23 protein-coding genes and 27 tRNA genes are annotated in these 26,988 nt (G+C 69.6%); 41 read left to right on the plus strand and 9 right to left on the minus strand.

What is annotated here, in order from left to right:
* Positions 1–319 precede the first annotated feature (319 nt).
* Positions 320–3,220: an MXAN_6230/SCO0854 family RING domain-containing protein gene (locus tag ACFYPM_RS22365; RefSeq protein WP_387200091.1), complete on the plus strand. Its 2,901-nt coding sequence runs from the start codon at positions 320–322 to the stop codon at positions 3,218–3,220.
* A gap of 95 nt (positions 3,221–3,315) precedes the next feature.
* On the opposite strand, the gene ACFYPM_RS22370 is transcribed toward ACFYPM_RS22365, so the two are convergent.
* The 3 genes from ACFYPM_RS22370 to ACFYPM_RS22380 form a co-directional block, all read right to left on the minus strand.
* Positions 3,316–3,603, minus strand: a complete 288-nt coding sequence (locus ACFYPM_RS22370) for a hypothetical protein (protein WP_387200094.1) — start codon at positions 3,601–3,603, stop codon at positions 3,316–3,318.
* Positions 3,604–3,921: 318 nt separating this feature from the next.
* The gene (locus ACFYPM_RS22375; RefSeq protein ID WP_387200097.1) at positions 3,922–5,163 is read right to left on the minus strand and encodes a PQQ-dependent sugar dehydrogenase; all 1,242 of its coding nucleotides are present in this window, start codon (positions 5,161–5,163) and stop codon (positions 3,922–3,924) included.
* Between the two features lie 108 nt (positions 5,164–5,271).
* On the minus strand, positions 5,272–5,865 hold the full coding sequence (locus ACFYPM_RS22380; RefSeq protein ID WP_357376961.1) for a lytic polysaccharide monooxygenase: 594 nt from the start codon (positions 5,863–5,865) through the stop codon (positions 5,272–5,274).
* Between the two features lie 808 nt (positions 5,866–6,673).
* Between ACFYPM_RS22380 and ACFYPM_RS22385 the strand changes: the two genes are divergently transcribed.
* The 33 genes from ACFYPM_RS22385 to ACFYPM_RS22545 all read left to right on the plus strand — a co-directional run bounded on the left by ACFYPM_RS22385 (position 6,674) and on the right by ACFYPM_RS22545 (position 14,812).
* Entirely contained in the window at positions 6,674–7,903 is a 1,230-nt protein-coding gene (locus ACFYPM_RS22385; RefSeq protein WP_387200101.1) for a cytochrome P450, read from the plus strand.
* Positions 7,900–8,127 carry a ferredoxin gene (locus ACFYPM_RS22390; RefSeq protein ID WP_387200104.1) on the plus strand — a complete coding sequence of 76 codons (228 nt, stop codon included), beginning with the start codon at positions 7,900–7,902 and terminating at the stop codon, positions 8,125–8,127. Before ACFYPM_RS22385 ends, ACFYPM_RS22390 begins: the two co-directional genes overlap by 4 nt.
* Before the next feature lie 330 nt (positions 8,128–8,457).
* Positions 8,458–9,978 (plus strand): endo-1,4-beta-xylanase, encoded by a 1,521-nt coding sequence (locus ACFYPM_RS22395; protein ID WP_387200107.1) that lies wholly within the window; start codon positions 8,458–8,460, stop codon positions 9,976–9,978.
* Positions 9,979–10,284: 306 nt separating this feature from the next.
* The gene (locus tag ACFYPM_RS22400) at positions 10,285–10,524 is read left to right on the plus strand and encodes a hypothetical protein (RefSeq protein ID WP_387200110.1); all 240 of its coding nucleotides are present in this window, start codon (positions 10,285–10,287) and stop codon (positions 10,522–10,524) included.
* A 343-nt stretch (positions 10,525–10,867) separates the two neighbouring features.
* Positions 10,868–10,940: transfer RNA gene (locus ACFYPM_RS22405), tRNA-Trp, on the plus strand.
* A 187-nt stretch (positions 10,941–11,127) separates the two neighbouring features.
* A tRNA-Ala gene (locus tag ACFYPM_RS22410) sits at positions 11,128–11,200 on the plus strand.
* A 59-nt stretch (positions 11,201–11,259) separates the two neighbouring features.
* A tRNA-Glu gene (locus ACFYPM_RS22415) sits at positions 11,260–11,333 on the plus strand.
* Between the two features lie 16 nt (positions 11,334–11,349).
* Positions 11,350–11,422 (plus strand) — tRNA-Gly (locus ACFYPM_RS22420).
* Between the two features lie 7 nt (positions 11,423–11,429).
* Positions 11,430–11,506, plus strand: a tRNA-Gln gene (locus tag ACFYPM_RS22425).
* A gap of 104 nt (positions 11,507–11,610) precedes the next feature.
* Positions 11,611–11,685, plus strand: a tRNA-Leu gene (locus ACFYPM_RS22430).
* A gap of 13 nt (positions 11,686–11,698) precedes the next feature.
* Positions 11,699–11,774 (plus strand) — tRNA-Thr (locus ACFYPM_RS22435).
* A gap of 1 nt (position 11,775) precedes the next feature.
* Positions 11,776–11,851, plus strand: a tRNA-Gly gene (locus ACFYPM_RS22440).
* A gap of 279 nt (positions 11,852–12,130) precedes the next feature.
* Positions 12,131–12,204 (plus strand) — tRNA-Met (locus ACFYPM_RS22445).
* A gap of 11 nt (positions 12,205–12,215) precedes the next feature.
* Positions 12,216–12,298, plus strand: a tRNA-Leu gene (locus ACFYPM_RS22450).
* A gap of 176 nt (positions 12,299–12,474) precedes the next feature.
* A tRNA-Ala gene (locus ACFYPM_RS22455) sits at positions 12,475–12,547 on the plus strand.
* Positions 12,548–12,551: 4 nt separating this feature from the next.
* Positions 12,552–12,624: transfer RNA gene (locus tag ACFYPM_RS22460), tRNA-Asp, on the plus strand.
* A 5-nt stretch (positions 12,625–12,629) separates the two neighbouring features.
* A tRNA-Ser gene (locus ACFYPM_RS22465) sits at positions 12,630–12,718 on the plus strand.
* Position 12,719: 1 nt separating this feature from the next.
* A tRNA-Ile gene (locus ACFYPM_RS22470) sits at positions 12,720–12,794 on the plus strand.
* A 13-nt stretch (positions 12,795–12,807) separates the two neighbouring features.
* Positions 12,808–12,880: transfer RNA gene (locus tag ACFYPM_RS22475), tRNA-Arg, on the plus strand.
* A 4-nt stretch (positions 12,881–12,884) separates the two neighbouring features.
* A tRNA-Pro gene (locus tag ACFYPM_RS22480) sits at positions 12,885–12,958 on the plus strand.
* 84 nt (positions 12,959–13,042) lie between these two features.
* Positions 13,043–13,133, plus strand: a tRNA-Ser gene (locus tag ACFYPM_RS22485).
* Positions 13,134–13,169: 36 nt separating this feature from the next.
* The gene (locus ACFYPM_RS22490) at positions 13,170–13,634 is read left to right on the plus strand and encodes a hypothetical protein (RefSeq protein WP_387200113.1); all 465 of its coding nucleotides are present in this window, start codon (positions 13,170–13,172) and stop codon (positions 13,632–13,634) included.
* Positions 13,620–13,700, plus strand: a tRNA-Lys gene (locus tag ACFYPM_RS22495). The genes ACFYPM_RS22490 and ACFYPM_RS22495 overlap by 15 nt, the downstream gene beginning before the upstream one ends.
* A gap of 3 nt (positions 13,701–13,703) precedes the next feature.
* A tRNA-Arg gene (locus tag ACFYPM_RS22500) sits at positions 13,704–13,777 on the plus strand.
* A gap of 6 nt (positions 13,778–13,783) precedes the next feature.
* Positions 13,784–13,857: transfer RNA gene (locus ACFYPM_RS22505), tRNA-Lys, on the plus strand.
* 165 nt (positions 13,858–14,022) lie between these two features.
* A tRNA-Val gene (locus ACFYPM_RS22510) sits at positions 14,023–14,094 on the plus strand.
* A gap of 5 nt (positions 14,095–14,099) precedes the next feature.
* Positions 14,100–14,173: transfer RNA gene (locus tag ACFYPM_RS22515), tRNA-Glu, on the plus strand.
* 76 nt (positions 14,174–14,249) lie between these two features.
* A tRNA-Val gene (locus ACFYPM_RS22520) sits at positions 14,250–14,321 on the plus strand.
* Positions 14,322–14,341: 20 nt separating this feature from the next.
* Positions 14,342–14,412: transfer RNA gene (locus ACFYPM_RS22525), tRNA-His, on the plus strand.
* Positions 14,413–14,416: 4 nt separating this feature from the next.
* A tRNA-Tyr gene (locus tag ACFYPM_RS22530) sits at positions 14,417–14,500 on the plus strand.
* Between the two features lie 5 nt (positions 14,501–14,505).
* A tRNA-Arg gene (locus tag ACFYPM_RS22535) sits at positions 14,506–14,579 on the plus strand.
* A gap of 9 nt (positions 14,580–14,588) precedes the next feature.
* A tRNA-Cys gene (locus ACFYPM_RS22540) sits at positions 14,589–14,659 on the plus strand.
* 27 nt (positions 14,660–14,686) lie between these two features.
* Complete coding sequence (locus ACFYPM_RS22545; RefSeq protein WP_387200116.1) at positions 14,687–14,812, plus strand: hypothetical protein; 126 nt, start codon at positions 14,687–14,689, stop codon at positions 14,810–14,812.
* A 173-nt stretch (positions 14,813–14,985) separates the two neighbouring features.
* Here the strand turns inward: ACFYPM_RS22545 and ACFYPM_RS22550 are convergent, their stop codons facing one another.
* Together ACFYPM_RS22550 and ACFYPM_RS22555 are read right to left on the minus strand one after the other, a co-directional pair.
* The gene (locus ACFYPM_RS22550) at positions 14,986–15,513 is read right to left on the minus strand and encodes a hypothetical protein (protein WP_387200119.1); all 528 of its coding nucleotides are present in this window, start codon (positions 15,511–15,513) and stop codon (positions 14,986–14,988) included.
* A gap of 629 nt (positions 15,514–16,142) precedes the next feature.
* Positions 16,143–17,108 carry an SAM-dependent methyltransferase gene (locus tag ACFYPM_RS22555; protein WP_387200258.1) on the minus strand — a complete coding sequence of 322 codons (966 nt, stop codon included), beginning with the start codon at positions 17,106–17,108 and terminating at the stop codon, positions 16,143–16,145.
* 569 nt (positions 17,109–17,677) lie between these two features.
* On the opposite strand from ACFYPM_RS22555, the gene ACFYPM_RS22560 reads away from it, so the two are divergent.
* The gene (locus tag ACFYPM_RS22560) at positions 17,678–18,478 is read left to right on the plus strand and encodes an alpha/beta hydrolase (RefSeq protein WP_387200122.1); all 801 of its coding nucleotides are present in this window, start codon (positions 17,678–17,680) and stop codon (positions 18,476–18,478) included.
* Between the two features lie 168 nt (positions 18,479–18,646).
* On the opposite strand, the gene ACFYPM_RS22565 is transcribed toward ACFYPM_RS22560, so the two are convergent.
* A complete protein-coding gene (locus ACFYPM_RS22565) occupies positions 18,647–19,099 on the minus strand; it encodes a pyridoxamine 5'-phosphate oxidase family protein (RefSeq protein WP_387200125.1) in 453 nt (150 codons plus the stop codon).
* Between the two features lie 84 nt (positions 19,100–19,183).
* Entirely contained in the window at positions 19,184–19,678 is a 495-nt protein-coding gene (locus tag ACFYPM_RS22570; RefSeq protein ID WP_387200128.1) for a MerR family transcriptional regulator, read from the minus strand.
* A 71-nt stretch (positions 19,679–19,749) separates the two neighbouring features.
* Between ACFYPM_RS22570 and ACFYPM_RS22575 the strand changes: the two genes are divergently transcribed.
* The 4 genes from ACFYPM_RS22575 to ACFYPM_RS22590 all read left to right on the plus strand — a co-directional run bounded on the left by ACFYPM_RS22575 (position 19,750) and on the right by ACFYPM_RS22590 (position 23,453).
* Positions 19,750–20,697, plus strand: coding sequence for an oxidoreductase (locus ACFYPM_RS22575; RefSeq protein WP_387200132.1), 948 nt, complete (start codon positions 19,750–19,752; stop codon positions 20,695–20,697).
* 189 nt (positions 20,698–20,886) lie between these two features.
* On the plus strand, positions 20,887–21,144 hold the full coding sequence (locus ACFYPM_RS22580; protein ID WP_387200134.1) for a hypothetical protein: 258 nt from the start codon (positions 20,887–20,889) through the stop codon (positions 21,142–21,144).
* 68 nt (positions 21,145–21,212) lie between these two features.
* Positions 21,213–21,833, plus strand: coding sequence for a TetR/AcrR family transcriptional regulator (locus ACFYPM_RS22585; protein WP_387200137.1), 621 nt, complete (start codon positions 21,213–21,215; stop codon positions 21,831–21,833).
* Positions 21,834–21,953: 120 nt separating this feature from the next.
* Positions 21,954–23,453 (plus strand): FAD-dependent monooxygenase, encoded by a 1,500-nt coding sequence (locus ACFYPM_RS22590; RefSeq protein WP_387200140.1) that lies wholly within the window; start codon positions 21,954–21,956, stop codon positions 23,451–23,453.
* Positions 23,454–23,505: 52 nt separating this feature from the next.
* Here the strand turns inward: ACFYPM_RS22590 and ACFYPM_RS22595 are convergent, their stop codons facing one another.
* The gene (locus ACFYPM_RS22595; RefSeq protein ID WP_387200143.1) at positions 23,506–24,030 is read right to left on the minus strand and encodes a hypothetical protein; all 525 of its coding nucleotides are present in this window, start codon (positions 24,028–24,030) and stop codon (positions 23,506–23,508) included.
* A 200-nt stretch (positions 24,031–24,230) separates the two neighbouring features.
* Between ACFYPM_RS22595 and ACFYPM_RS22600 the strand changes: the two genes are divergently transcribed.
* The gene (locus tag ACFYPM_RS22600) at positions 24,231–24,752 is read left to right on the plus strand and encodes a SigE family RNA polymerase sigma factor (protein WP_387200146.1); all 522 of its coding nucleotides are present in this window, start codon (positions 24,231–24,233) and stop codon (positions 24,750–24,752) included.
* 2 nt (positions 24,753–24,754) lie between these two features.
* Positions 24,755–26,017 carry a hypothetical protein gene (locus ACFYPM_RS22605; protein WP_387200149.1) on the plus strand — a complete coding sequence of 421 codons (1,263 nt, stop codon included), beginning with the start codon at positions 24,755–24,757 and terminating at the stop codon, positions 26,015–26,017.
* Positions 26,018–26,123: 106 nt separating this feature from the next.
* Here the strand turns inward: ACFYPM_RS22605 and ACFYPM_RS22610 are convergent, their stop codons facing one another.
* A complete protein-coding gene (locus ACFYPM_RS22610) occupies positions 26,124–26,975 on the minus strand; it encodes a DUF4253 domain-containing protein (RefSeq protein ID WP_387200152.1) in 852 nt (283 codons plus the stop codon).
* Between the last annotated feature and the right edge of the window lie 13 nt (positions 26,976–26,988).

Here is a 26,988-nt window from a genome sequence, read left to right on the forward strand (position 1 = left end):
GCGCTCTCCAGGCACAGGTTCTCGCCGAACAGTTGATTGCCACGGGAGTCAGGTGTCGTCGGCGACGGCAGCGATGGCGCGCTGTGGGTAACCCCTCAGCCCGCCACTCACCGCCTTGCTGGGAAGGCCGGTTGGGCCGGATAACGGTGTGCGGACGAAACGGCCCCCACCGTACGATCCACGAGCCGGGTCGGCTCCCAGGTGCGCTTCCTGCTGACCCCTTGTCCTGGAACTAGCGTGCCGACTCTCCGACCCGGCTCTCAATCCTTTTCAGGACCGGTAACGGCCGGTGTCCCGAATCGACGGGAAAGGGGGGCCGATGGACGCGGTTGCCACGGTGGTGCTTCGCCGAATCGGGGCGGTTCCACTCCCGATGGCGGGTCCGCAGACCCCCGCCGACGGCCCGGCCTGGATCGCTGCCCTCGAGGCCGACCTCGCGGCCCGTGGTTGGCTGCTCGACGCGGCGCTGCGCGAGCGGTTCGCGTCGCTTGACCCGTTGACGCGTATGCGCTGGGCGGACTGGCTGTCGGCGGTGGCCGACGAGGTCGTCGGCGCGGACCGCGACCACGTACCGCTCTTCCGCCGGTTCCCCGACACGCCGACCGCCCCGGAGGCGCTCTACGTCGAGCGAATCGTCGTCCACCTGCTGCAGACGGCCGCGGCGCCCTGCATCCTGTGCGGGACGGTCGGCAGCGTGCAGCCGCTCGACCCGTGCGGCCATCTCGTGTGCGCCGGGTGCTTCGCACCCGATGCCTACACCGCGTGCCCGATTTGCGGCCGGCGGCTCACGGCCGACAACACCTACCTGCCGCTGATCCCCACCCCGCGGACCGGGTCGGCGTCCCGATCGGGGTACGCGACCACCACCGCGCCGGTGTGCCTGCGGCGGCTCACCCTCGATGTGACCCCCGAGGTCACCGCCGTGCGCCTGCGGGACAGCCTGGTGGCCCGCCCGGCGGCGCTCGGCGCGGCGGACCTGGCCGACCTGCGGACGCTCGTCGCCGCCACCGCACCGGGGCGGCTCGACTGGCTGCCGGACGTCGTGCCGGCGCGGGAGACCCTGGCCGGGGTCATCGCCTGGGCACTGCACGCCACGGCGCTCACCGAGACCTCCGGGCAGGTGCTCGCGGACGCCACCACCCGGTGGCGCACGGCCACCGACGTGGCGCGCACCCTGTGGGCCTACTCGGGCGGTGACCCCGGACTGATCCTGCCGCGCCCGCGCGAGACGGGCGGGCCGCTGGAGGCCCATCGGCCGGTCGACGAGCCGCGCGTCACGGTGGAGGTCCCGCGGGTCCGGGCCCTGCCCCGGCCGCTGCGCCGCGCCGTACTGGCTTTCCTTGATTCGCTCGACCCGGCCACCGCCGCCGAGGACCTGGCGCGCCACCCGGTCGTCTGGAAGCGGCTCGCCGAGCGGCTACACCCGTTCGAGTGGGCCAGCGCGTATCCGCAGGCCGCCGTCGTGTTCGCCACGCTGCGTGGCACCCGCGTCCCGGCCGTCAGCACCCTGGGTCGGACCCTGGCCGCTGTCAGCGCCGGCCGGCCGGAGCGGTTGATCCTGTCGAGTCACGCCGACGGCACCGTGTCGGTGCGGGTGCGGACCTTCGCCGCACTTGTCGAGCAGGCCGTCGCCGGCGATGACGCCGTCGCGGCCGCCGCCCTCCTCGCCGACCGTCCGGGCGACCTGTGGCGGCGTATCGATCACCTGCTGCGCCTCGCCGCCGACCCGACTGCCGAGCAGTTCGTGCTCGACGCCGCCACGCGGGTCGCACCGCGGGTCGCACCGATGGTCCTCGCCAGCGCGGCCGCTGCCCTCCACGGCCGGGACACGACCATGACCGTCGAGGCGGCCGAGGCGCGGGTCGCCGTGGCCGCCGACGCCTCGGTCGCCGAAGTGGCCGCGGCCGGCAGTACGACCGGGATGGGCGCCGTCGGTGCCGCGCTCCGTCGCGCGTTGGGCATTGGCGGGCCGGCCCACAGCGCGGTCGTGTCGCCGGTGCCGGCGCGCGGCCCCGAGCCAGGCACCCCACGGCGGACGTTCTTTCCCAAGGGCGACGTCCTACGCACCTGGACGGCGCCGGAGCGGCGCCGGAGGCTGCCTGCCGACGCGGTCACGCGCGTCCGGGCGACCGTCGACACGGAACTCGTCGGCCGGGCCGGCCGGCTCGACCGGTTCGACGTCGCCGTTCTCGACGCCGAGCTGGCCCACGTTCCCGCTCCCACGCGCGAGCGCGCCGGCTCGGAGCAACTGGCCGGCTGGTCCCGTGGCAGTATCCGCGCACTCGACGGCCACGAGGTGGTACGGCTGTTCCTGCACTGGGCGGACACCGGGTCCTCCCGGGTCGACCTCGACCTGTCGTGCGCGTTCTACGACGAGGCCTGGACACCGCTAGGGCACTGCGACTACACCCGGTTGCGGTTCAACGCGACGGCCGCCATCCATTCCGGTGACCTCACCTCCGCCCCGGCCCCGCTGGGCGCGACGGAGTTCCTCGACCTGAACCAGGCCGCGCTCCGGGCGGCCGGGGTCGTGTGGGCCGTACCTGTCGTGTTGAGCTACAACGACGTCCCCTTCGAGGCGCTGACGGCGGCCTTCGCGGGGTTTTCCCTGCCGCAGGAACAGGGTGCCGCGTTCGACGCCGCCCGGGTCATGCAGCGGTTCGGGCTGCGTGGAGACTCCCGGTCCCTGGCGCCGCTGGTCCTCAACGTGCGCACGGGTCAGGTGATGTGGGTCGACGCGAGCCTGTCGACCCGGGGCTACGGGCACAGTGTCGGCCAGTACGGTCCACGGCTCGGTCGGGTCGCCGCGGACCTGTGGGAGCACTTCGATGCGGGTACCCGGGCCAGCGTGCTCGACCTCGTCGCGTGGCACGCGGCGGCCCGCAGCGACCGGATCCTCGTCGCCCACGCCGATGGCACCGCCACGCAGGTGCCGACCGGCGCTCCGGCGGCGACCGTGGCGGCGATTCGGGCGGCGGCGGCCGGGCCGGGCGATCCCGGCGTGCTCACGTCATTCGTCGGGTCGACGGTGCTCGCGTCCATGGTGGACACGGACCGGCTGGAATCGACAGTCGGCGCCGACGTCGCCGGGGGATCGGCGGCAATGCTGATCGAGGGCCGGGCCGGCACGCCCTGGACCGCGCTGACCGTCGCCGACCTGACGGCCGGCCTCGTTCCCAGCGTTGGTGCGGCATCGCCGGCGGTCCCGGGCCACGGGTAGGGGCGGGGCCGACGAGCGGTGGGCGTTCCTGCTCGGACGTGCCGAAGAGCGGGCGCTCGTCGAACGGCCACACTCCCGGCACGAGTTGGTATTACTCACTCCGCCTCGCCGGGGCCGGGCAGACCCACCCCAGAGATACGACGTTCTTCCCGCACGGCCTCCTCCACGAATGCCCTCAGTATCGGTAGTGGCAGGCCAGCGTCGGTCAGCAAGACCTCGGCACCACCGGCGTTCCCGTCGGCGAACGTGACAGTCACCAGAGCCGGACCCAGCTCGTCGTTCACCAGTTCCGCCAGCTCGAGCGCCGGGCCGTCGTACCGTATGGCGTCGTGGTAGGCCATGACCTGGAACCGCCGACCGCCGTGCTCGAGAGGCATCACCATCGGCAGACTTTCGCAGCACTCGGGACGAGGCGGTTGGTCGGGTGAATCAGGCTTGGGGACACCTCGACCACATCGGCGACAAGGACCTGATCTTCCGCGAATCGCCTGACGATTGGGCTCATGCCATCTACTTCGGCTTCGTCGCAAGCCCACGCAGGCTCGTACGCGGAGTCCCGTCACCGGAGTTGCTGGTGACGGGACTCTGCGGAGAGACGGCTTATCTGCGGAGCAGCGGTACGTTGCGCGGCGCAAGCGCGATGGCCGGGCACGCAAGCTCTGATACTGGCCCGCCTCCGCCGCGGGGGACTGTGCCGAGGATCAGCGGTTCGTCACCCCGCTGCCGGAGGCTGGCGGGACCCGCTCGAACCGTACCCGGCTCAGCCATCCCGGGAGGTCACTGAGCACGTACAGCTCGCCGTGCACATCGGCGCCGAACGCCGTCGGCTGGGTGGGGAAGGTGCCGATCTCTGCGGACTCGTAGCCACCCGTGGACTTGGGACGCACGGCGAATGCGCGGGTCGAGCAGTAGTCGCTCGCGATGTAGGTCCCGCGCGCCTCCGGGGTGACGGACCCCCGGTACACCAGGCCGCCAATGATGGAGCAGTTCTCCGTCATGTAGTGGTCGTACTCGACGACCGGGTCGGTGAGCCGTACGCCCGGCCGGCATTGCGTCTCGTCGAAGACCGGCGTGCCCTCTCGGCAGGACCAACCGAGGTTCGCTCCACGCTGCGACGGGCGGACGTGGTTGATCTCCTCGATCAGACCCTGGCCGACGTCACCGATCCACAGCGAGTTGTCGGCCGGGTCGATGGAGAACTTCCACGCGTTGCGCAGCCCGTAGACCCAGATCTCCGGCCGCGCGCCCGGGGTGCGGACGAACGGGTTGTCGGAGGGTACGCAGTAGCGCTTGCCCCCGCAGGAACGGTTGACGTCGATCCGCAGAATCTTGCCGAGCAGGGTGCCGAGGTTCTGACCGCTCTTGAACGGGTCGTTCGCGTTGCCGCCGTCGCCGAGGGACCAGTAGAGGTAGCCGTCGCGGCCGAACGCCACCTGTCCGCCGTTGTGGTTGCCGAACTCGGCGTGCTCCTGGGTGAGCAGCACCTGCAGCCGGTCGGGAGCACCGATGGGCACTCGCGCCAGGGTCAGCGCGCCGGCCGGCAGGCTCGTGTAGGCCACGTAGAGGATCCCGTTCCGCGCGAAGTTCGGCGCGGGCGTGATGCCGAGCAGGCCACGCTCGTTGTCCGACGTGTCGATCCGGGCGGTCAGGTCGAGCACCGGCTCTGCTGCCAGGCCGGTGCCGGGGTGGTACGCGCGGACGGTGCCGTTCTTCTCCGCGATCAGCATCCGACCGTCCGGCAGTCCGGTAATGGCGATCGGGCGCTGCAGCCCGAACGCCACCCGTTCGGACACCACGGTCAGCTCGGCTAGTGGCGCGGCACGGGTGTGGACTGTGCCGGCTGCCGCAGTGCTTGCCACCGGCGGTGGCAACAGAAGTGCGGACAGGGTCAGGATGAGCAGCCCTGCCAGCATGGTGGCCGGGCGATAACGCCGTCGCTGCATGTTCAGCTCCTCGAGCAGGTGGGCGGAGGGTGTGGTCTGGGAGCGGGCCGGCCCAGGGCGCCTACGCGCCCTGGGCCGGAGTGGTGCCGTGCCGGTCGGACCTGCCGATCAGGAGATGGTGATGTCGCTGCACCACATGTAGGTCTGGTCCAGGTGTGACGCCCTCCAGAGCACGAACAGGATCTGGTTCCCGCTGCGTGCGGGGAGCGACACGTTGAACGAGATGTTCTGCGCTGGCGCGTATCGCCCGGTCGTCGTGATCAGGTCGAGGTTGCCCCACCCGAGCCGTTGGGTGGCCGGGTTGAACCCCTGCTTGGTGACGTAGACCTGGAAGTAGTCAGCACCGTGGCTGGCCTGGTCGTACATCTGGACCGTGAGGTTGCGGCTGACGGGGGTCGTCTTCCACGCCCCGGGCTGGTTCACGGCGTTGTTCCTGGAGAGGCCGTTGCTGCACAGTTGCCCATCCGGGGTTTTGGCCTGGTACTGGCCGCCGAGACCGTCGCGCAGCTGGCTCATCCAGTTCCACATGGTGTCCGGGTTGGCCTGGAACGCCTGCCAGCACATCGGGTCCTGCTGCTGCATGGCCGGGTTCATGTGCTGGCTGCCCCAGGCCTTCCAGCACTGGTACGCGCGAGTCGCCGGATTGATGACGGTCCCGTGTGCCTGGGCAGCGCCGGTCCAGGGCAGCGTACCGATCACCATCGCGAACATCAGGACGAGCGCCTGGAGGGATCGACGGACGGTTGACCGGGGTCGTCCGCCGGATTGATCGGGCTTGTGTAAACGCACTGTTCATCCTCCGTTCCTCGATACGAAACATCAGTGTGGGAACGCTCCCAAGGCCACTGTCGCATCTATCCACTCAAATATCAATGCTGATCTATCTATAGGTGGATGTGGAGCGAGCTGTCCCGGATCGTCGGATGTTTGACGGGTCCACGTGCCCTGCTCGACAGTCCGGCGTGGTCGGCCCCCGGCTGCCACGTCGTGCCAACGGCCATCTCTTCGGAGGTGGAAGCCGTAGCCGTCTCGGACGTGGGGTGCGAGCGGTGGATGCACCCGGGCACGTCAGGCGTCGAGCGCGTCGGCCGTCGTGGACGCGTGCCGGGAATGCATGCGGCGGGCGAGAAACGTCTGCCCGGCGCGATGTCCGGTCCTCAGGGCGATGGCCCGGCAGTGGGGCGTGCGAGCGCCTGTCAAGGTGACGCGTTGCTGGCCCTGCGAGTGCTCCCGTGCTGGCCGTTCTCAGCACGGTTGCCCCCGTGCTGCGGCGATATGAGCCATTCCAGCACATCTGAGTCCATGATTGCAACATTGATGAGGATCGCTGTCGCTGCGACGTGGACCAACCTCCATGGCGATCATCGACATCTGCCGCTACGATCCGGTATCGATGAGTCACTGAGCGTTGATGCGTGCTGTTCGCAAGGCCCTGGACGCTCGCAATCCGGCGCCGCCTCGAACGTGGTGCCGACCTGAGGATCACGCCGTCTCGACGAAGGACATCCGGATGACGGACAGTGCGCAGACCATCGGAAGCCGAGCCGTTCCGCCCGCGCGGCCGTACCCGTTCAGTGTGCCCGACCGCCTCGTCGTCGATCCGACCTATGGCGAGTTGCGCGAGAACGAGCCGATGACCCGGGTGCAGCTTCCCTACGGCGAGGAGGCGTGGCTCGCCACCCGGTACGAGGACGTCCGTGCGGTCCTCGGCGACGTGCGGTTCGGCCGCGCCCCGGCCGTCCAGCGCGACGAGCCCAGGCTCACGTCGCGCCAGCAGTCCAGCGGCATGCTGACCATGGACCCGCCCGATCACACCCGGCTGCGCCGGCTGGTCGCGAAGGCGTTCACCGCACGTCGGGTAGAGGCGCTGCGACCCCGGACCCGGGAGATCGTCGACGCACTCGTCGACGACATGGTGCGGCTCGGTCCTCCAGCCGACCTGGTGGAGCACGTCGCCACACCGCTGCCGATCCAGGTGATCTGCGAGTTGCTCGGGGTCCCGTACGCCGACCGCGACCGCTTCCACATGTGGTCCGAGGCGATCGTCTCGACCACGTCCCTGCCCGTGGAAACGATTCAGGAGTACCTCAACAATCTCTGGGGCTACATGGGCGATCTGGTCGCCGAGCGCCGCCGCGAGCCGGGGATCGACGACCTGCTCGGCGCGTTGGTGCAGGCCCGCGACGAGAATCAGGATCGGCTCAGCGAGACCGAGCTGGTGGAGCTGGCCGGAGGGCTGCTCGCAGCCGGCCACGAGACCACGGTGACCCAGATCCCCAACTTCGTCTACGTCCTGCTGCACAATCCGGACCAGCTCGCTCGGCTGCGGACCGATCCGTCGCTGGTGCCGGCCGCGGTGGAGGAACTGCTGCGGTACGTGCCGCTCGGCGTCGGCGCCTCCTTCGCCCGGTACGCCAAGGAGGACGTCGAGGTCGGCGGGGTGCTGGTCCGGGCAGGTGAGCCGGTCCTCGGCTCACTGTCGTCGGCGAATCGGGACGGTACCGTCTTCGCCGACCCGGACCGGCTGGATCTCGACCGCGAGCAGCACCCGCACCTGGGCTTCGGGCACGGCGTACACCACTGTGTCGGCGCGCAGTTGGCCCGCATGGAGTTGCAGGTCGTCGTCGCCACCCTCGTGACTCGCCTGCCCGGATTGCGTCTCGCCGTCGCGGAAGCCGAGCTGGAGTGGAAGCGGGGCATGCTGGTGCGGGGCCTGCTCGGCATGCCGGTGGCCTGGTGAGTGCCGCATGGCGGATCGGGGTGGACTCACACCGCTGTATCGGCACGAGCATCTGCGCCGGCACCGCGCCCGAGCACTTCCGCCTGGTCGACAGCCGGTCCGCGCCGCTGGCCGACGTCGCCACCCCGGCCGAGGTCATCCTCGACGCGGCCAATTCGTGCCCGGTCGAGGCGATCACGGTCCGCGACGCCATCGACGACCGGCTGATCGCCCCGGAGGAGTGACCCGAAGTCGAGCCCAGCGGTCTCGGCTCAGCCTCACCATCGCGCCGGGACGGCGGCGAGCGGATCGAATCAATTCGATATAGCATCGGGGCAGGGCAGTCACTCCGCACGGGCGTACGGCGCGGAGTCTCGCCATCCACCGGACGGACCGGGCAGCCGGCGGTGGCAACCGATTCTGGGCGCGGCCGGGTAGACGCCGGCTCGGCGTCACCTGCTGCGTGCTGGTCCCCACGGCGAGTGCGGTGCTCCGTTCGTCGGTCGTTCGGCGATCGTCGATTCCGCGCCTCGCATCGGTGACGGACCAGTCAGAACACCGAGGAGAAGGCACCGATGAACGACGTACCCGCTCAACCGAAACGCCGTACCAGGGGTGCCGCCAGGCTGCTTCTGGGCGGGGCCTGCGCCCTGGCGATCACCGTGTCCTCGGTGGCCCTGGCGACCTTCGCCCGCGCCGACCTCAGCGGACCGCCCGGGACCACCCTGAAAGCCGCCGCCGAGCGCAGCGGCCGGTACTTCGGCGCCGCCATGGGGGCGGACCGTCTCACCGACTCGGGCTTCCTGACCATCGCGAACCGCGAGTTCGACATGATGACGGCCGTCAACGAGATGAAGCCCGACGCGACCCAGCCCAACCCGGGTCAGTTCGACTTCCGCCGCGGTGACGCGATCTACAACTGGGCGACCCAGCAGGGCATGCGATTCCGTGGTCACACCCTGGCCTGGCACGCTCAACAGCCGAGGTTCTGGGGAAGTCTCAGCGGCAGCGCCCTGCGGACCGCGATGATCGACCACATCAACGGCGTCATGGCCCACTACAAGGGCAAATTCGCCTACTGGGACGTGGTGAACGAGGCCTTCGCCGAGAACGGCAGCCGGCGGTCGTCGAACCTGCAGTCCACCGGGAACGACTGGATCGAGGTGGCGTTCAGGACCGCGCGCGCCGCCGACCCGAGCGTGAAGCTGTGCTACAACGACTACAACATCGAGAACTGGACGTACGCCAAGACGCAGGGCGTCTACAACATGATCAGGGACTTCAAGTCCCGGGGCGTCCCGGTCGACTGCGTTGGCCTCCAGACCCACTTCACCGGTGGCAGTTCGCTGCCGGGCAACTTCCAGCAGACGCTGTCCAGCTTCGCCGCCCTCGGGGTCGACGTGGCGTTGACCGAGGCCGACGTCACCAACGCCTCCACCAGTCAGTACCAGGGCCTGACCCAGGCCTGCATGAACGTCCCCCGCTGCGTCGGCATCACGACGTGGGGCATTCGGGACAGCGACTCCTGGCGCGGCAACGAGAGCCCGCTGCTCTTCGACCGCAACAGCAACCCCAAGGCGGCGTACACCGCCGTCCTGAACGCTCTCAATGCCGCCTCCACCACCGTGCCGGGGACCCCGCCGACGAGCGTTCCGCCGACGAGCGTTCCGCCGACGAGCGTTCCGCCGACGAGCGCGCCGCCGACGACCGCTCCGCCGACGACCGCTCCGCCGACGACCGCTCCGCCGACGAGCGCGCCGCCGACGAGCGCTCCGCCGACCACGCCGCCGCCCGGTGCCTGTACCGCGACGTACCGCATGGTCAACGACTGGAACGGAGGCTTCCAGGGCGAGGTCACCGTGGCCAACAACGGCTCCGCCACCCTCAGCGGCTGGACCGTACGGCTGACGCTGGCCAGCGGGCAGACCATCGCCAACGTCTGGAACGGCATCAACACCGGCACCAGTGGGGCGGTAAGCGTCCGTAACGCCGAATACAACAGGTCTCTCGGCGCGAACGCCTCGACCACCTTCGGCTTCCTGGTCAACGGCGGCAGCAACACGGCGCCCGGCGGCCTCTCCTGCACCAGCCCCTGACCGGCGACACGTACCGGCCCAGCGCGCCTCAGCACGCTGACCAGGCCCGAAGCCACCGGCTCCGGGCCTGGTCGCCCGTCCTGGGCGCGCTGGGCATCACCCATCTGGTGCACCTGGATGAGTTCCTCGTCGAGGGCGTGGTCGGCGACGAGGACAGGAGCGACTTCGACCGCGCGGAGTTCGTCCGTCGTGTGTTGGAACCGGATTGGCGCGAAGAGCTGACGGAGTATCGGACTGACGGGGATCGAGGGCGGCCCGGGTAGGCAGGTACGGGTCCCGGCGGTGCGGTAACTGATCGTGGAGGGCGTGTCCGCGTACCTGGGTGAGCTGTGGCGCTACTACGACCTTCGGATCTGGGTCGACGCGCCGATGGAGGCGGCCCGGGAGAGAGCCAAACAGCGGGACCTGCGGCGGGGGATCTATGACTCTGCCCAGCGGGACGTGTGGGAACGTTGGGAGCTTGCCTATCGGGCGAAGCACCTGCCGCACACGACCTGCGATGTGGTCTTCGACAACGGTGCTGATCGCGTCGACCTTGCCGAGTGATCGGGGTCAGCAGGTCACCCGCTCTGATCGCCAGCGGCGAGTCACACGAAGACGGCTCGGAATATCCGTTGCCATCCGATCGGCACAGCGCCTACCTTGAATGAGCAAGCCAGGCCCGACCACACCAAGGAGTTCCCCGTCATGCAGTACGCCTCCACCGAAACCACGCGGTTCACGCCGCGCGGCGGTGTCGTGCTGCCCTCGATCGGGCGAGCCCACGATCTGTGCGCGAGTGAGCAAAATTGGAAGCCGGGGTGGCGGCGCGAATAGCGCCAGCGCAAGCTGCGAAGCCGCCCACCCCGACCGGGATAGGGCGGCTTTTTCGTTACCGGAACAACGTCACAGGGGCGTAGCTCAGCTGGTAGAGCACCGGTCTCCAAAACCGAAGGTTGCAGGTTCGAGTCCTGCCGCCCCTGCTTTTCGTCACGGCTGCGGCCGGCGGCGTCGCAGATTCTCAACTCCACAGTGGATGGCATGAGCAAGACCCCGGCCGGCGCCTGTCTGGGCCGGCCGGGGGCACTACCTCCGGGACGAGGGAGACGGCTGACCCGCTCGCTTTGGGAGCGAGAGACACGGGGTTCGACACCCCGGTCCCGGACACCTGGGGTTGTAGCTCAGCTGGGAGAGCGCCGGTTCGGCAGACCGGAGGTCGAGGGTTCGAATCCCTTCTACTCCACGCATTCGTGCCCTTGACGAGGATCGTGAGCGCGCGAAGGCGATCCTCGCCGGCTCGATGGGCCGTTGGAGCAAGGTGGCAGCTCACCTGGTTCTCAGCCAGGAGGTTACGGGTTCGAGCCCCGTACGGCCTACGCAAGAAGATGCCATGCGGTCGTGGTGAACTCGGCGGACACGTCGGTCTTCCAAACCGAAGAAGCGGGGTCGGTGCCCGCCGGCCGCTCAACCGTTCCGGGATGCTCTGCTGGCAGGGGCGACGGGACTTTGGATCCCGGTACAGACGCAGGTTCGATTCCTGCTCCCGGAGCTCGCAATCGACCAGCGGCGAGAGTCGCCGTGGAGGTCGCAGATCCGACTCGACTGCCGCTCGGCAGATGATCAATGGGCCGATACCGCAACCGGCGGAGGCCTGCCCCGGTAGCCCAACCGGTAGGAGGCAGCGCGTTCAAAACGCGCACAGTGCGGGTTCGAATCCCGCTCGGGGTACTCAGCACATTACGCCGTCGTAGCTCAGTCGGTAGAGCAGCTCCGTGGTAGGGAGCAGGTCGCCGGTTCGACTCCGGCCGACGGCTCCACGCGGTTGTAGCTCAGCTGGTAGAGCGCGACGTTGCCATCGTCGAGGTCGCCCGTTCGATCCGGGTCAGCCGCTCCAAGCACCACCGGCCACATCCCCGGCCGGCGCACCGGTCCCCGTGCTGGCCGAATGTGACCCGCCCAGAGGAGCCCGTTGAAGATGTCGGCAGCGCCAGCACTCGGCGTCGAAGCCGACCGAGCGTGCTGCTGGATCATGCGGCCGATCTCTGGCTGATTGTTGTGCCGAAAAGCGGTCAGGAGGGCGACGGCGAGGCCGGCGATGCCGATCTCGTTGGGGGTCATCGGTTCGCTCACTGGGCGAGCGCAGGACCCAACACCCGACAACATATCGAGACTCGCCGACGTAGCTCAGGTGGTCAGAGCGCTCCGCTCATAACGGAGAGGTCCGGGGATCGACCCCCCGCGTCGGCACGCAACATCACGCGCTCGTGGTGGAACTTGGTAGACACGCACGGTTCAGGCCCGTGTGCCGGAAGGCGTGGGAGTTCGACTCTCCCCGAGCGCACAACAGGCCCGCCGCGGCCCAGCCAAGCACGGCCCGGCGGGGCGGTGTCGAGGGCGAACGCGGAACCCGGCAACACGGCGCGGACGCGGCGCGGTGACCGGGAACGCTCGAAGGTGAGATGGCACCACCGCCCCCGACCAAGGGGAGACGTCGGTTCGACTCCGGCCGGGCACCTTGGGCTCGTAGCTCATCTGGTAGAGCGCCGCTCTCGCACAGCGGAGGTGACAGGTTCGAGTCCTGTCGGGTCCACGATGCCGACGTAGCTCAGTGGTTAGAGCACCCGACTGTCGATCGGGGGGCCGCGGGTTCGAGTCCCGTCGTTGGCGCGCAAGGAGGGGTGGCATGAGCGGTCTATGGCGCTTCCCTGCTAAGGAAGACCGGGGAAACCCGGCCCGGGTTCGAATCCTGGTCCCTCCGCCAAGCCGTCGTAGCTCAGCCTGGGTAGAGCACCGACCTGATAAGTCGGGAGCCGCTGGTTCAAATCCAGCCGTCGGCACGCAACACACAATGCCCCCGTAGCTCAGCGGATAGAGCGCCTGATTACGGATCAGGAGGCCGGACGTTCGAATCGTCTCGGGGGCACTTACGGGATATGGCGCAGTTTGGTAGCGCACTTGGCTGGGGGCCAAGATGTCGTCGGTTCGAATCCGGCTATCCCGACTCAACGGGTACTGGCGCAGCTTGGTAGCGCGCCGCGTTCGGGAGCGAGAGGCCGCAGGTTCAATTCCTGTCTACCCGACTCATGGTGAGGCCAGCCGAGGGCAGGCGACGGCCGCTGTCTCGAAAACAGTTGGGGTGCAAGCCCGTGTCGGTTCGATCCCGACCCTCACCGCCAAGCGCCGCGTGATTCTTATTGTCGGACTCTTAGTGGATGATCGAGGGTGTGGAGAAGCGATGCTCGAAGTGCCAGCAGGTGAAGCCGCTTGCGGACTTCGCGTTGAACCGTCAGCGACCGGACGGCCGGACGACCTACTGCAAGAGCTGTAAGAAGCAGTACAACGCGACGTATTACAACCTGACCAAGGACCGGCACAACCCAAGCCGCGCAGAGCGGCGGGTACGCCACAGAGCAGGAAACACCCGGCGATTGATCGAATACCTCTCGACGCACCCCTGCGTCGACTGCGGGGAGACCGACGTCGTCGTCCTCGACTTCGACCATCAGCGGGACAAGATTGCCGAGGACAGCCGCCTCCTCAAGGACAACGCGCCATGGGAGCGCATCGCGGCGGAAATCAAGAAATGTGATGTGGTTTGCGCAAACGACCATCGGCGTCGGACTGCGCGGACTCAGGGATGGGCTCGCCTCACCGAGCCCCAAGCGCCGCTACTGTAGCTCATGGGGTAGAGCTGCTGACTCTTAATCAGTAAGTGCAGGGTTCGAATCCCTGGCGGCGTACCAAATCCCCCGGTAGCTCAGCGGATAGAGCGCTGGTTTCCTAAACCGGGTCGTCGCAGGCTCGAGTCCTGCTCGGGGGACAGCGCGGGCCGCTAGCTCAATGGCGTAGAGCTGCTGACTTTTAATCAGTAGGTTCGGGGTTCGAGTCCCCGGCGGCCCACTTGCGGGATGGCGCAGTCATGGAAGCGCGCTGGGCTCATATCCAGAGGCCGCTGGTTCGAATCCGGCTCCCGCTCCCAACGGTCCTGTCCGTTCGGGTCGGTCCTGGCACAGGGAGTGCCGGGCGTAAGCGCGGCATGACACTCCGCGGCCGGCCCTTACTCTTGCCCCGGTAGTTCAGCGGGAGAACGCCGTCTCGACAAGGCGGAGATCGCTGGTTCGACACCAGCTCGGGGCACGCAACGCGCGTTTGGTTATGGGTAGGCCCTCCGGTTTTCACCCGGAAAGAGCGGGTTCGAGCCCCGCACGCGCGACCATTCCCGTCTAGCTCAAAGGTAGAGCGGCCGGCTTTTAACCGACTGATCATGGTTCGAATCCAGGCAGGGGAGCCAAGCCCGTGTAGCTCAGTGGCAGAGCACCGCTCCCACACAGCGGGTCGCCCTGGTTCGAGTCCAGGTGCGGGCACCGGCCTTCGGGCCGCAGTTGTGGCTGTAGCTCAACGGTAGAGCGCCGGGTTGTGGTCCCGGTGGTGGCGGTTCGATTCCGCTCAGTCACCCCTGGGGAGTGCGCCACCGATGGTGAGGTGGGCCGGGCTGTAACCCCGGTGCGTTCGCGCTCAGGGAGTTCGAATCTCTCCACTCCCACCCATGCCCGCGTAGCTCAGGGGACAGAGCACCAGCTTCCGAAGTTGGGCGTCCGGGGGTTCGATTCCCTCCGCGGGTGCTTCTGCCTGGTCGTGTGCCCAAGTGGTGAGGGGGCGGCCTGCAAAACCGCACACGCCGGTTCGATCCCGGTCACGGCCTCGACTGCCATCCACTGTGAATCGAGAGATGTCGTTGGTGTCAGGTGGGTGGCATCGAGGGCTCGCGGCCATCGTCGCGGCCCGCGGTGGGACGGCCGAGGTGAGCGCGGTGCCGGGTGAGGGCACCGTACCCATCCCGCAGGACGAGTCCTGACTCATGTCGTACCCACCGGAGCCGCCACCGACGACGGTGTTCAGATCTCCAGCCGCACATCGCCGTCTCGGGTCATTGCGATATCGCGTCCGGGGTGGACGTGTGGTGCTCGCACTGCCCCCGGGTCGGAGTCGAGCACGCCCACCACGTCGTGCGCGCCCATGACCATCTCGCTAGCGGCTGGCTCGCGGCGCGGGGCCGCCATAGAGGTGGACACGGTTGTCGACGACGTGGTCCGGATCGCCGCGCAGAAACCGGTCGCCTGCGGCACTGCCGTTGCTGACGTGGACCATCCAGTCCTCGTAGTACCAGCTCGGGTCGCAATCGCATCCGATGAGCCGGAAATTGGCCCGATACCGGCCGACCTGTCCCTGGGCGAGGGTGAACAGGCGGGTCGACACTCCCGTTCGGGGAAACGCCGCCCAGCCGGGCAGACGCTCGACGGTGACCGCCGAGCCCTCGAAGGCGAGCCACAGGGTCAGGTCGCGGGCGATGCTCACACCACCGGTCAGTACGTCGCTGCGCGGCGAGTAGCTGGCGGCCTCATCGGCCAGGACGTCGTGGACTACCACATCACCTGTCGGCAGCGGCGCAGGAAGTGTCACCGGACGGTTGAGTCCCCGACGGGCGTTGGCCTGCGGGGCGCCGCGTCCGGCCGCGCCCCATCGCACACGTACCCGCTGAATGACGATCACGCCCACAGCATGGGCCACGATCGCTGGTCCCGTCGGCCGATATCCCCTCAGGACGCAACGATCGTGCCGCCAGCTGCTCGACCGGTCCGGTGTGGAGCGGCTGCCGGGCCGCCGGTGCTTCCAGGAGTAGAAGTCAGACTGGCGGTGGCGGCCCTCAGCGTCGAACAGGTGCAGTTCGGCGTACCAGCGGAGCCGTTTCCGGTCCGGATCCGACGCGTGGTCGTCGTCGCGATGGGCGCCGTGTCTGCCCGCGTGGAACTGACCCTCGGCGTACCGCCCCACCGTCACACCTCTCGTGGATTGGGAGACGGTTGCCGCACACCACGTGTTGGGGACCACCCGCACGCGCCGGCCGACTGTCTGGCCCGCGGCTTCGCACTGGTCGGCTGTCGCGTTTCCGAGCGGTGGACGAGCAGTGGATAGCAGGCAGGCCGGCGGCGGACGACGTGGTGCTTCCGCGACCGGATGGCACGGCACCAGCTGACTACGCAGGGGGCGGCTGAACGGCAGCAGTCGGGAGGCGCCTGGCGGCTCCGCGTACGGGAGACGGGCGGTGCGGCGATACGTGTTTCGCCTGCGGCGGTGTGTCCGCCGGCGGAGCGCGCTCTCGCCGACGGACCTCCCCGGATCGGCGCCTACGGCTTGCGGGCCAGGAGCCCGACAAATGTGTGATAGGTGTCGGTCTGCTGCGGAGCGGGCGCACCCGCATCTGGACGCCACTCGGCCAGCGGCACCAGTCCTGGTTCCAGGACCGTGAGTCCATCGGCGAACGAGAGGATCTCCTCGTCGGTACGCCAGCGGCCGGTGCCCAGCGACTCGTTGAAGACCCGCTCGACCTCGCGGGCCTTGCGCGAGCCCTCGGGGTCTCGGTCGCCCGGGTCGCGGAAGTGCGAGATCGCCACGTAGCTGCCGGAGGGCAGCGCATCGATCAATGCCGCCGCCACCGCTCGCGGATCCTCGTCGTCCCCGAGGTGGTGCAGGATCGCGAACAGCAACAGCCCGATCGGCCGGTCGAAATCGAGGACCCGTCGTACGTCCGGATGGTTGAGGATTTCCTGCGGTGCGCGAGCGTCCGCCTGGATCACCGTCGCGGTGCCCTCCGCGGCGAGCAGGGCCCGGCCATGGGTCAGGACGATGGGATCATTGTCCACATACACCACCTGAGCCTTCGGGTTCTGCTCGGTGGCGACCTCGTGCACGTTGCCCTGGGTGGGCAGCCCCGATCCGATGTCGAGGAACTGGTCGATGCCCGCCTCGGCGACCAGGAAGCGAATCACCCGACGCAGGAAGGCCCGGTTCGCCTGGCCGGCCGCCGGCCCGTCCGGCGTTATCCGCAGGGCGTGCTCGGCGACCTTGCGGTCGACCTCGAAGTTGTCCTTGCCGCCCAGGAAAAAGTCATAGACCCGGGCCACACTGGGAATGTTGGGGTCGATGCCGGGGGGTGCCGCCTTGTCGAGGGTCACAGGCGTCTCCATTCGTTTGGACGGGCGCAGATTGAGGTCTACGGGCGGTACCGGGGTTGCGGCGAGTCTAGCGATCGGGAGGGCATTCTTCCGCCCCGACTGGTATCGCTTTTTGCGAATGGGTCTCCCCACCGGCATGCCCACCGAACGACTCGCCGTAACGGCCGCTGACTGTGGCGGCACACCAGATTTGGTACGCGGTGCGGCAGCCTGCCTGGCTTGATGCGCTCGGTCCAGGGGCACCGGTTCGACGGATAGGCTCACGACAAATGGTCGTCGACGATGCCCCGACGACAAGTCGACGATGCCCCGACGACAAGTCGACGATGCCCCCGACGACAAGCAACACAGCGGCGGCGAGCAGCGCGATGCCCGTGATCCGACCGCGCCGCTTCGATTCGGTGTTGTTGGTGGTCTGGTAGACGCACAAGCCGGCCACTGCCGCCACACCGATGGGCGTCGCGACCAGGAGGACGCCGAGGAACGACCACCTGTCGAAGATCCCACGATCGTCACCGACGATGGCTAGCTGGTAACCGCCGTCACCCGATTCTTCTGACCATTTCGCCGCACGCTCGCACCCTGCCACAGGTCACCCACCGCGCGGCGTGCCGGCCGTCACCCGTCTGCGGGATGTCCTCCCTCGGCCGAGGGAGGACATCCCGCAGCGCCGGTTCGTAGGGTAGGTGCCCTCGGGAGGTGGGGAGATGGCAGCGACAGGCACGCCCGTGGTGTTCGTCCATGGCATGTTCCTGCACGCCACGTCCTGGGCCAGCTGGGTCGAGCTGTTCCGGACGGCGGGATATGACCCGCTGAATCCAGGCTGGCCGGGTGAGCCGAGCACAGTCGCAGAAGCGCGACACGAGCCGCACCGGGTCGCTGGCGTCGGCATCGACGACATCGTCGCGCACTACGCACAGGTCATCGGCACGCTCGGCGAACGGCCGGTCGTCATCGGCCACTCGACCGGCGGCCTGGTGGCGCAGCGCCTCCTCGATCAGGACCTCGCGGCGGCGGCGGTGGCGCTGCAACCTCCACCCATCAAGGGTGTGGCGAACCGCGCGCCGTCGAGTATTCCGGTGGGCTGGCCCCTGCTGCGCAACCCGGCCAACCGGCGGCGGGCGATATCGCTGACCGATCGGCAGTTCCGCTACAGCCACGGCAACGCGCTCACCGCCCTCGAATCCGACCGTCTGCATCGACAGTGGGTCATCCCGTCACCCGGCAGGCCGGTCTTCGAGCTGGTGTCCGCGAACCTCTCCCGACGCTCACCAGCCACGATCGACGCTGCCAACCCGGCCCGGGGACCACTGCTCATGGTTGCGGGCGGTAGGGACCACAGCGCGCCCACGGCCGTCGTCAGGGCGACGGTCCAGCGGTACCGCGCCTCCTCTGCGGTCACCGACTACCAGGAGTTTCCCGACCGCGGGCACTCGATGCCGGTCGACGGCGGCTGGCGTGAGGTCGCCGACGCCACACTGGCCTGGATGCAATGCCACCTCCGGTAACCGCCATGTCCGACCCGGCGGGCGCCAGTTCCTCCGTGGCGACCCGGCGGGCACGTCTGGTACAGGAGCGAGACCGGCCGGATGGCACACCGTCTCGAATCGAGGGAGCGGAGGCAGACGACTGAGCGCGATGCCGGTTGCCGGCCTTTCCGGCGGGGCCACGGCCGCTCAGACGAGCCACTGACCGGCACGCATCAGGTCCCGCCCGGCAAGCTCGTTCTCCTCCCGCCACGCCTGTATCCGGCGAGGCGTCACTCGGAGGTACGCGTAGCGGGTTGTGCCGACCCGAGCGTCCCAGAGCTTCGCGGCGAAGTCGTCGGCCAGATCGACCGGTACGGTCTCGCGCGAGAACGTCTCGACGGTGCCGTCGATGAGCACCACGTCGCGGGTCGTTCCTACCGACATCCGCACTCGTCCAGAGGCACGCAGATTGCGCGCGGTCGGGCTGGACTCGGCCGTGGCCAGGGTGAGGGCCACGCTGTCCCAGAGAAAGGAGAGTGGCACCAGGTGGGCGTTGCCGTCCCGGTCGGCTGAGGCGACCCACGCGTCCAGGTCGCGGTCGAGGCGGGCGAGAGTGTCCTGCTTGCGTTGCTGCGGAGTGCGCGGTGCGTGGGCTGCCACGTCTGAAATCCTTCCATCGTGCGTGTGGATCCTCGCGGCCCAGCAGGTCGGCCAGCGCCGGACGGAATGGGTCACACCTTTTCGTTACTCACCCCGAGATTCTGCCCGGACAGTTGTGGATGTGGACGGCGACCGAGGCGCGGTTGCGCACCGCTCCGCCTGCGCGGCGGGCCGGGGTTGCCGCTGCCAGGGGTCTCCGGTCGCGCCGGCGGCGAGGTGTTGCTCATAGCTGGCCACCTTGGCGATGACGAGATCGAGGCAGTCGCTCAGCTGCGCGAGCTGCTCGGTGATGTGCCGCTGGTGATCGCGAAGCAGTTCGAGCCGTTCGGCCTCGTTGCCGGTGCCCTCGCGGACGAGCTGGGCCAGGCGGCCGATCGTCGCGAGCGGCATCCCGGAGGCCCGGAACTTCACGCAGTTCGCCAACCACTGCACATCCCAGGCGCTGTAGACACGCCTGCCGGATCCGTCCCGCCGCACCTCGCTGGCCAGCAGACCCTTACGTTCGTAGAGCCGTAGGGTGTGCACGCTCAACCCGGTGCGCTGCGCCACCTGTCCGATGCTCAGGTCCCTGTCCGACACAGCCCCGACCGTAGCCCGTAGCTGCGCAGCCCGTTGACCTAGACCACGGTCTAGCGCCTAGCGTCGCCGGCATGACCAGCGAGACGACCCACACCATGTTCGGCGCCCACAGCACGACCGGAGACGTCCTCGCCGGAGTCGACCTCACCGGCAGGACTGCCGTCGTCACCGGCGGCTACTCCGGCCTAGGTCTCGCCACCACCCGCGCGCTCACCCAGGCCGGGGCTCGCGTCGTCGTCCCCGCCCGCCGACCGGACGCGGCGCGGCAGGCGCTCGCCGGCGCAGCCGGGGTCGAGGTCGACCAGATCGACCTCGCCGACCTCGCCTCCGTCCGGGCGTTCGCCGAACGGTTTCTCCGCAGGCATCCGGCCCTCGACATCCTGGTCGCGGGAGCAGGGGTCATGGCGTGCCCCCAGACGCGGGTGGGACCCGGCTGGGAGGCGCAGTTCGCGATCAACCACCTCGGTCACCACGCGCTGGTGAATCTGCTGTGGCCGGCGCTCGCCGCCTCCGGTGCTGCCCGGGTCGTCTCGGTCGCTTCCGGCCGCGACCCGTCGTGGCGGATTCGGTGGGACGACGTGCAGTTCGAGCGCGGCTACGACAAATGGGAGGCCTACACCCAGTCCAAGCTCGCGAACATCCTGTTCGCCCGCCACCTCGGCCTGCTCGGCAGACCGCACCGGGTCCGCGCCTTCTCCGTCAACCCGGGCTACATCCAGACTCCGCTGCAACGACACCTCACGGTCGAGGAGATGGTCGCCGCCGGCTGGATCGACGCGGACGGCACTCCCGCGCCGGGCCTGTTCAAGACCGTCGAGCAGGGCGCGGCGACCCAGGTCTGGGCCGCCACCTCACCCCACCTCGACGCGTACGGCGGCGACTACTGCGCGGACTGCCAGGTCACCGACGGCGGCCCCGACGACAGCAGTACGGCGGCCCGGCTCTGGGCGCTCTCGGCCGACCTGACCGGCCTCGATCTCATCGACCGCGCTGGAGGCGCGGCGGGCGTCTCGGGCTGACCCCGCGTGGCCAGGGTGGATGCCCGTTCGATGGAGATCACGCTGGCGGATCATCGCGGTAGCGCAGCCCGTTGTCGGGAATCGGATCGCGCCCGCCCATGCAAGCCTTACTTTTACGAACTTCGATGTCTCGGCCCTGGCTCGATGGGGAGCGTCGGTGCGCCGCGGACGGTGGCGGGAGGAGACTTCATGCGTGGACGCAGATGGGCGACCCTGGTGGTGGCGGTGACGCTCGCACTGGGTGGGCTGGTCGGGACCGGCGTCACTCCGGCTGCGGCGGACCCGCAGGGCGGCACGCTGCGCAATGTCTACTCCGACGGGCAGTTCTGCAACAGCTATGGCAGCGAGGGCGTCCGGACCGGCCTGTGGAGCTGGTACTACTGCGAGTACCGGCAGTACGGCCCCAACGCGCCCGGCTTCTACTTCCTCTGGTCCTTCACCTACTAGCACCCGGTCGGACATTCTTGCGTGGTACGCATATTTGCGTGCCACGCAAGAAGTGCTACCGTGGTGGCATGACGGGGCTGCGGGAGCGCAAGAAAGCCGAGACGCGGGCGGCGCTCGGCTGGGCCGCGATCCACCTCACCGCCGAGCGCGGCTACGACAACGTCCGCGTCGAGGACATCGCCGAGGCGGCCGGGGTGTCCCCGCGTACCTTCAACAACTACTTCTCCAGCAAGGCCGAGGCGATCGCCTCCCGCCATCTCGACCGCAGTCTGCGCACCGCCGCCGCGCTGCGCGAACGCCGCGCCGACGAGCCGCTCTGGGCGGCGCTCACCCAGGCCGCGCTGGAGCAGTTCACCCGCGGCCCCGAGGTCGAGGCGATGCCATCCCCCGCGCACGCCCAGTGGGTAGCCGGCGTCCGTGCCATGCTCGCCGAGCCCGCACTCCAGGGCGAGCGGCTGCGGGCCGCCGCGGTCGCCGAGGCCGAGCTGGCCGCCGCGGTCGCCGAGCGCACCGGCACCGACCTCGCCACCGACATGTATCCGAGGCTCGTCGCGGCTGCCGCCAGCGCCGGCGTCGCCGTCGCCGTGCAGCACTATCTCGACAGCGCCGACCCGCCCGCCCCGATCGAGTGCCTCATCACCGACGCCTTCACCCAGCTCGCCGCCGGCCTCCCGGCGCCGCCCCGCTGAGGCCCGGCCCCCGCTCACGTACCGCCCCACCCACGTCCTCAGCCGCGTCACCCCCGCGACGGGCCGGCCGCGTGCCGCGCCTGCCGTGGCGATGACGCATGCCCCGAAAGGATCACCGCAGTGATCGATGTCCTCATCGTCGGAGCCGGTCCCAACGGCCTCATGCTCGCCGGCGAGCTGGCCCTCGCCGGCGTTCACCCTGTCGTCCTCGAACGTCAGGCCACGCCCACCGGCGAGCCCCGCGCCAACGGTCTCGTCGGCCAGGTCGTCCGCCTGCTCGACCGCCGCGGCCTCTACGCGCGGCTCAGCGGCGAGAGCACCCCGCCGAGCCCGCAACCAGCCTTCACCTTTGGCGCGTTTCCGCTGGATCTCACGATGCTCGCGGAGAACCCGCACTACGTGCTCGGCGCACCGCAGGCCCAGCTCGAGGCCGCCCTCGCCGCCCGAGCCGCCGAGCTCGGTGTCGACCTGCGCCGCGGCCACGAGGTCGTCGACCTCCGCCAACGCGCCGACGCGGTCGAGGTCAGCCTTGCCGACGGTACGCAGCTCAGCGCCCGCTTCCTCGTCGGCGCCGACGGTGGTCGCAGCGCGGTGCGCCGCCTCGCCGGCATCGACTTTCCCGGCGTCACGAACGACCGGTCGGTCTCCCGCACCGCGACCGTGACCATCCCCGCGTCATCCCTCGATCCCGAGACCGGCGGTCTGAGCGCCCCCGGCTTCGGCGTCGTCCCGCCCTTCCTGCACACCCGCACCGCACGCGGTCTGATCGTGTGGGCGCCGTTCCCCGGCCGTCCGGCGATCCTGAGCACGACGGAGTGGCTCGACACGCAGCCGACCGACGAGACCCCGATGAGCCTGGTGGAGCTACGCGCCAGCGTCGCCCGGGTGCTCGGCGCCGACGTCCCGGTCGGCGCGCCGGACGGCCCCGGCCTGCTGCGGCGGCTGACCGGTCAGAACACCCGCATCGCCGGCCGCTACCGCGCCGGCCGGGTGCTGCTGGTCGGCGACGCCGCGCACGTGCACCCCGCGATCGGCGGTCCCGGCCTCAACCTGGGCCTGCAGGACGCCGTCAACCTGGGTTGGAAGCTTGCCGCCACGGTCCGCGGCTGGGCGCCGCAGGGCCTGCTCGACACGTACGAGAGCGAGCGTCGCCCGGTCGCCGAACGGGTCGTCATGTCCACCCAGGCACAGTCGGCGCTCATCGGTCCCGGCGACGAGATCAGCGGACTGCGGGAACTCTTCGCCGAACTGCTGCGCAAGCCGGAGGTGACCGGGCACATCGCGGCGCTGATGTCCGGCGCGGACGTTCGCTACCCCGCCGACCCCGCCGACCCGTTTGCCGGTCGCTCGGCACCCGACGTGGTCGTGCACGGTCACCACGGCCCGGTGCGCCTCGCCGAGCTGACCCGCGCCGCCCGGCCGCTGCTGCTGGACTCCACGGGTGCCTACGCCGAGGTCGCCGCACCGTGGCGAGACCGCGTCGACGTGATCACCGGCGCGCTGGAGGGCACGACCGCGACGGCGTTGCTCGTGCGTCCCGACTGCTTCGTCGCCTGGTCCGCCGGGACCGTCGACACGCTGCGCGCCTCGCTCACGCACCACTTCGGCCGGCCGGAATGAGAGGCCGCCAGCTCACGGTCGACCACCGCCCGCAGCGCTGACCCGGCGCAGCTCAGGGGTTGCGGCGTAGTTCGCGCAGCACCCCGTGCCGGCGCATGGCCCACACCAGCCGCCGGACGCTCGGATGCCGTACGAACAGCACCGCCACCTGCCGGATCAGGCCGAACCGGTTGTCGCTGACCTGGTTGTCGATCGCCTGCCAGATCAGCTCGCGCACCTTGGCGCTGTCCAGCACGGCGCGCATCTCACGCCGCACCACGGGATCCTCCGCCGCCGAGGCGATGGCGGCAGCCTGACCCGGCCGGTCCGCAAGCGGCTCCACCGCCGCCGCGACGAGCGGCCGACGTACCTCGTCCTGCTCCAGTAGCAGCAGCACGGCTTCCCGAATCTCGGTCGTGTCCAGGGCGGACCGCAGCAGGTTCAACAGGCTGCGCTCGACCTCACGGTCGTGATCCGCGACGGACAGCGTGGCCAGCAGCAGCGCCACCTCGTCGAGATCGATGAGGTGGCGCAGCCCGCTGCGGAACTCGGGCAGCTCCCAGGCAACCTGGAGGGCCTTGACGAGATTGCGGTTCATGAACCATCCGCTACCCGCCAGCAACAGCCGGCGAAACCCCGCGGGCGGTCCGCTTGCGGTCCGTGGCTGACACTCCTGGTATGAGTGGGTGCCCCCCGACCGGATCGGGCGGCGGTGGGCCGAGGAGATGGATTCGCCGGACCGGTAAACCTCGTGGGCCGACGCGGTGTCTTGCTGGTTGACGAGGCCCGGGAGGTCGGATGAGTGATTCGCGTGGGGCGGAGTTCGATGACTTCGTGCGCGCCCGGTCGGTGGTGCTGTTACGGGTCGCCTTCCTGTTGACCGGGGATCGGCACGCGGCAGAGGACCTGCTTCAGGAGGTGCTGGAGCAGGTGTACGTCCGCTGGCGTCGGGTGCAGAGCAGCCCGGAGGCGTACGCACGGCGTGCGCTGGTCAATCGGTCGATCAATCGGTGGCGTTGGCGTGCCCGACGTCCGGAACGGGCGCTCGGTGACCACGACGGGGTTGCCGGAGACCATGCCGACGCCGTCGCGGTTCGCGAGCTGGTCGTCGGGGCGCTGCGGACGTTGCCGGCCCGGCAGCGGGCCGTGGTCGTGCTCCGTTACCTGGAGGATCTGCCGGTCGCCGACGTCGCGGCGGCGATGGCCTGCTCCGAGGGTGCGGTGAAGAGTCACGCCTCCCGTGGGTTGGCGCGGCTGCGGGAGGCGCTGGCGGAGTCGAGTCTCGCCATGCCCATCACGGAAAGCGGGGGTTCGCGATGACGATGAACGACACTGACGTGCGCGAGATCTTGCAACGCGCGACGGACGATCTGGTCTCCCCGGCGGGTCTGCTCGGTGCGGTGCGCCGGGGCGGGCGGCGCCGGGTCGTGCGCCGCCGGGCCGTGTTGGCGGCTGTCTGCGCGGCCGTGGTGGCCATCCCGGTGGCCGGTGGGCTCCGGCTGGCCGGCGAAGGAGGTGATGCGCCGGTCGTCGCGCCGCTGTTCGACGAGCCCACACGCGGCGACCTGGCCGCCGACGACGGGTACCTGCGGCAGGTCCGCGAGGCGTGGGAGCGTCATCTCAAGCAGATCGGAGAGGGGACGCGCGGCGAGCCGCACGTGGTCTGGGCCGGTAACACACCCGCTGGCCCGGCCGCCTACGTCGCCGGGGACACCACGAACGACAGGTCGGTGGGGTTTGTCGAACCCACCGCCGACGGCCCACGCATCGGCACCCTGACGCGGCTTGACGATTCGGGAACGGATGGCCTCGAACAGGCCACACTGCTCGGATCCCAACGCGACGTGCTCCTCGTCCTCGACTTCGGACAGGCGGTGGAGTTCTCCGCGGAACTGCGCTATCTGCCCGGTGGCAAGGTCGAGCGGACGTTCACACCGGTGGCGTTCCGCGACGGTGCGGCAGCGCTGTCGGTGCCCCCACAGCGCACGAAGCTCACCGTCGCGCTCGCCAGGACGCCAGTGAGCCGGATGAACGCGCTCCACATCGGCAACACGTCGCTGATCCTCTTTCCCGATGGGAAGGACCGGCCCGCGTCGCCGCTTCTCCGTCACACGTTGCCCGGCACCGAGCAGGTGTGGGGAGTCGATCCGGCTGCCGAAGAGGTGAGCGCGCCCGCCGAGGCCATCGCCGACTACCTCGACCCGGTGGGTGTGCACACGCACAACGGATCACCCCGTCTGTCGGTCTACGGGGCAACCCCCGACGGTCGGCGGCTCCTCGTGGAAACCATCCAGTACGACGACGATCCCTCCCGTGTCATCGCCCTGCTCGCCGGCAGAAACCTGCCCTTCGAGGCGGTCGCCAGCGCGACCGTGGACTGGCGGGCACCCCTGCCGGTCCGGCTACGACTGCCCGACAACCAGGGCGCTTTCGTCGCCGCCGAGGGGTCGGCGCTGAGCTACCGGGTCGGCGACGGGCAATGGCAGGACGCCGGTCGCAACGCCGCACTCCTACCCGCCAGCGCCACCGACGTCCGTGTCACCGGCGCCGACGGAACCGCGACCAGCGTCTCCGTCGGCTCCTGATCCAGGACCTCGGCACGGGCACGGCTTCGGTGAAACTGGGGTGTCCGTCGAGCCCGGACACCCCGGTTTCCGGAAGAACGAGGCGCTGTCCGGATGCACGTCCAGGTCAGGGGCGATTGTGCACGAACCACGCGTCGCCGGCCGACAGGGCAACGGCGACCTCCCACCGGCTCAGCTCGAGGTTCGGGGCGAGCGCCTTGAGTTGACCGGCGGCGGCCCACGCGTCCTCGCCCGGCGTCGGGCGACGACCCACCTGGAACTGGAGCATGGTGCCCCAGGACGCGACCAGACGGGCATCCCACCGGTGCCGCCACTGCGCCAGCACCTCGGCGAGCTCCTGTTGGTCCTCCAGGGTCAGCGCACCGAAGAAGTCCACCCAGTACGCGCATGCGCGGACGTCGGTGGTGGGCAGCAACATGAGCAGGACGCTGTCCGGCGTGTACCAGTAGTCGAACTGCGTCACCAACCGCACGCTGTCCAGCACCTGGGCGTGCAGGTCGGTGTTGGTGAGCAGTCGCTCGTACAGCATCCGCTCCAGCTCGGGGACCGGAGTCGGCAGCACCACATCCGACACCAGGGTCATCAGGTCGACACCTGCCGCGCCGCGCGCGTGGTACTCCACCTCGCCCTCGTCGGCCACGTGGTCCTCGCTGTGGTGGCGGTAGGCCAGCCAGGGTTCGGAGGTCCGCGCGGCCCCGACGAACGCGCGCAGTTCCGACACCGACGGACCCTGCTCGGGTTCGGGCCGCATCGTCATCGCGTCGTCGTCGTCGGTGACCAGGACCGGCAGCCGTCCGATGGCCGGCACCAGTGCGTCGGCTGCCTGCCACGCCTCCCGCAGGCGCTCGGGGTCGACGTCGGCGACGAGGACGCTGCCCAACGGGCCGTGCCCGATCGGCAGACCAGCCAGTGGCGTGCCGACGAATGCCGCTTCGATCTGGTCGAGGTCGTTGTGCACGGCGGAAGTATCC

Source organism: Micromonospora sp. NPDC005203 (genome assembly GCF_042872705.1).
GTDB lineage: Bacteria > Actinomycetota > Actinomycetes > Mycobacteriales > Micromonosporaceae > Micromonospora.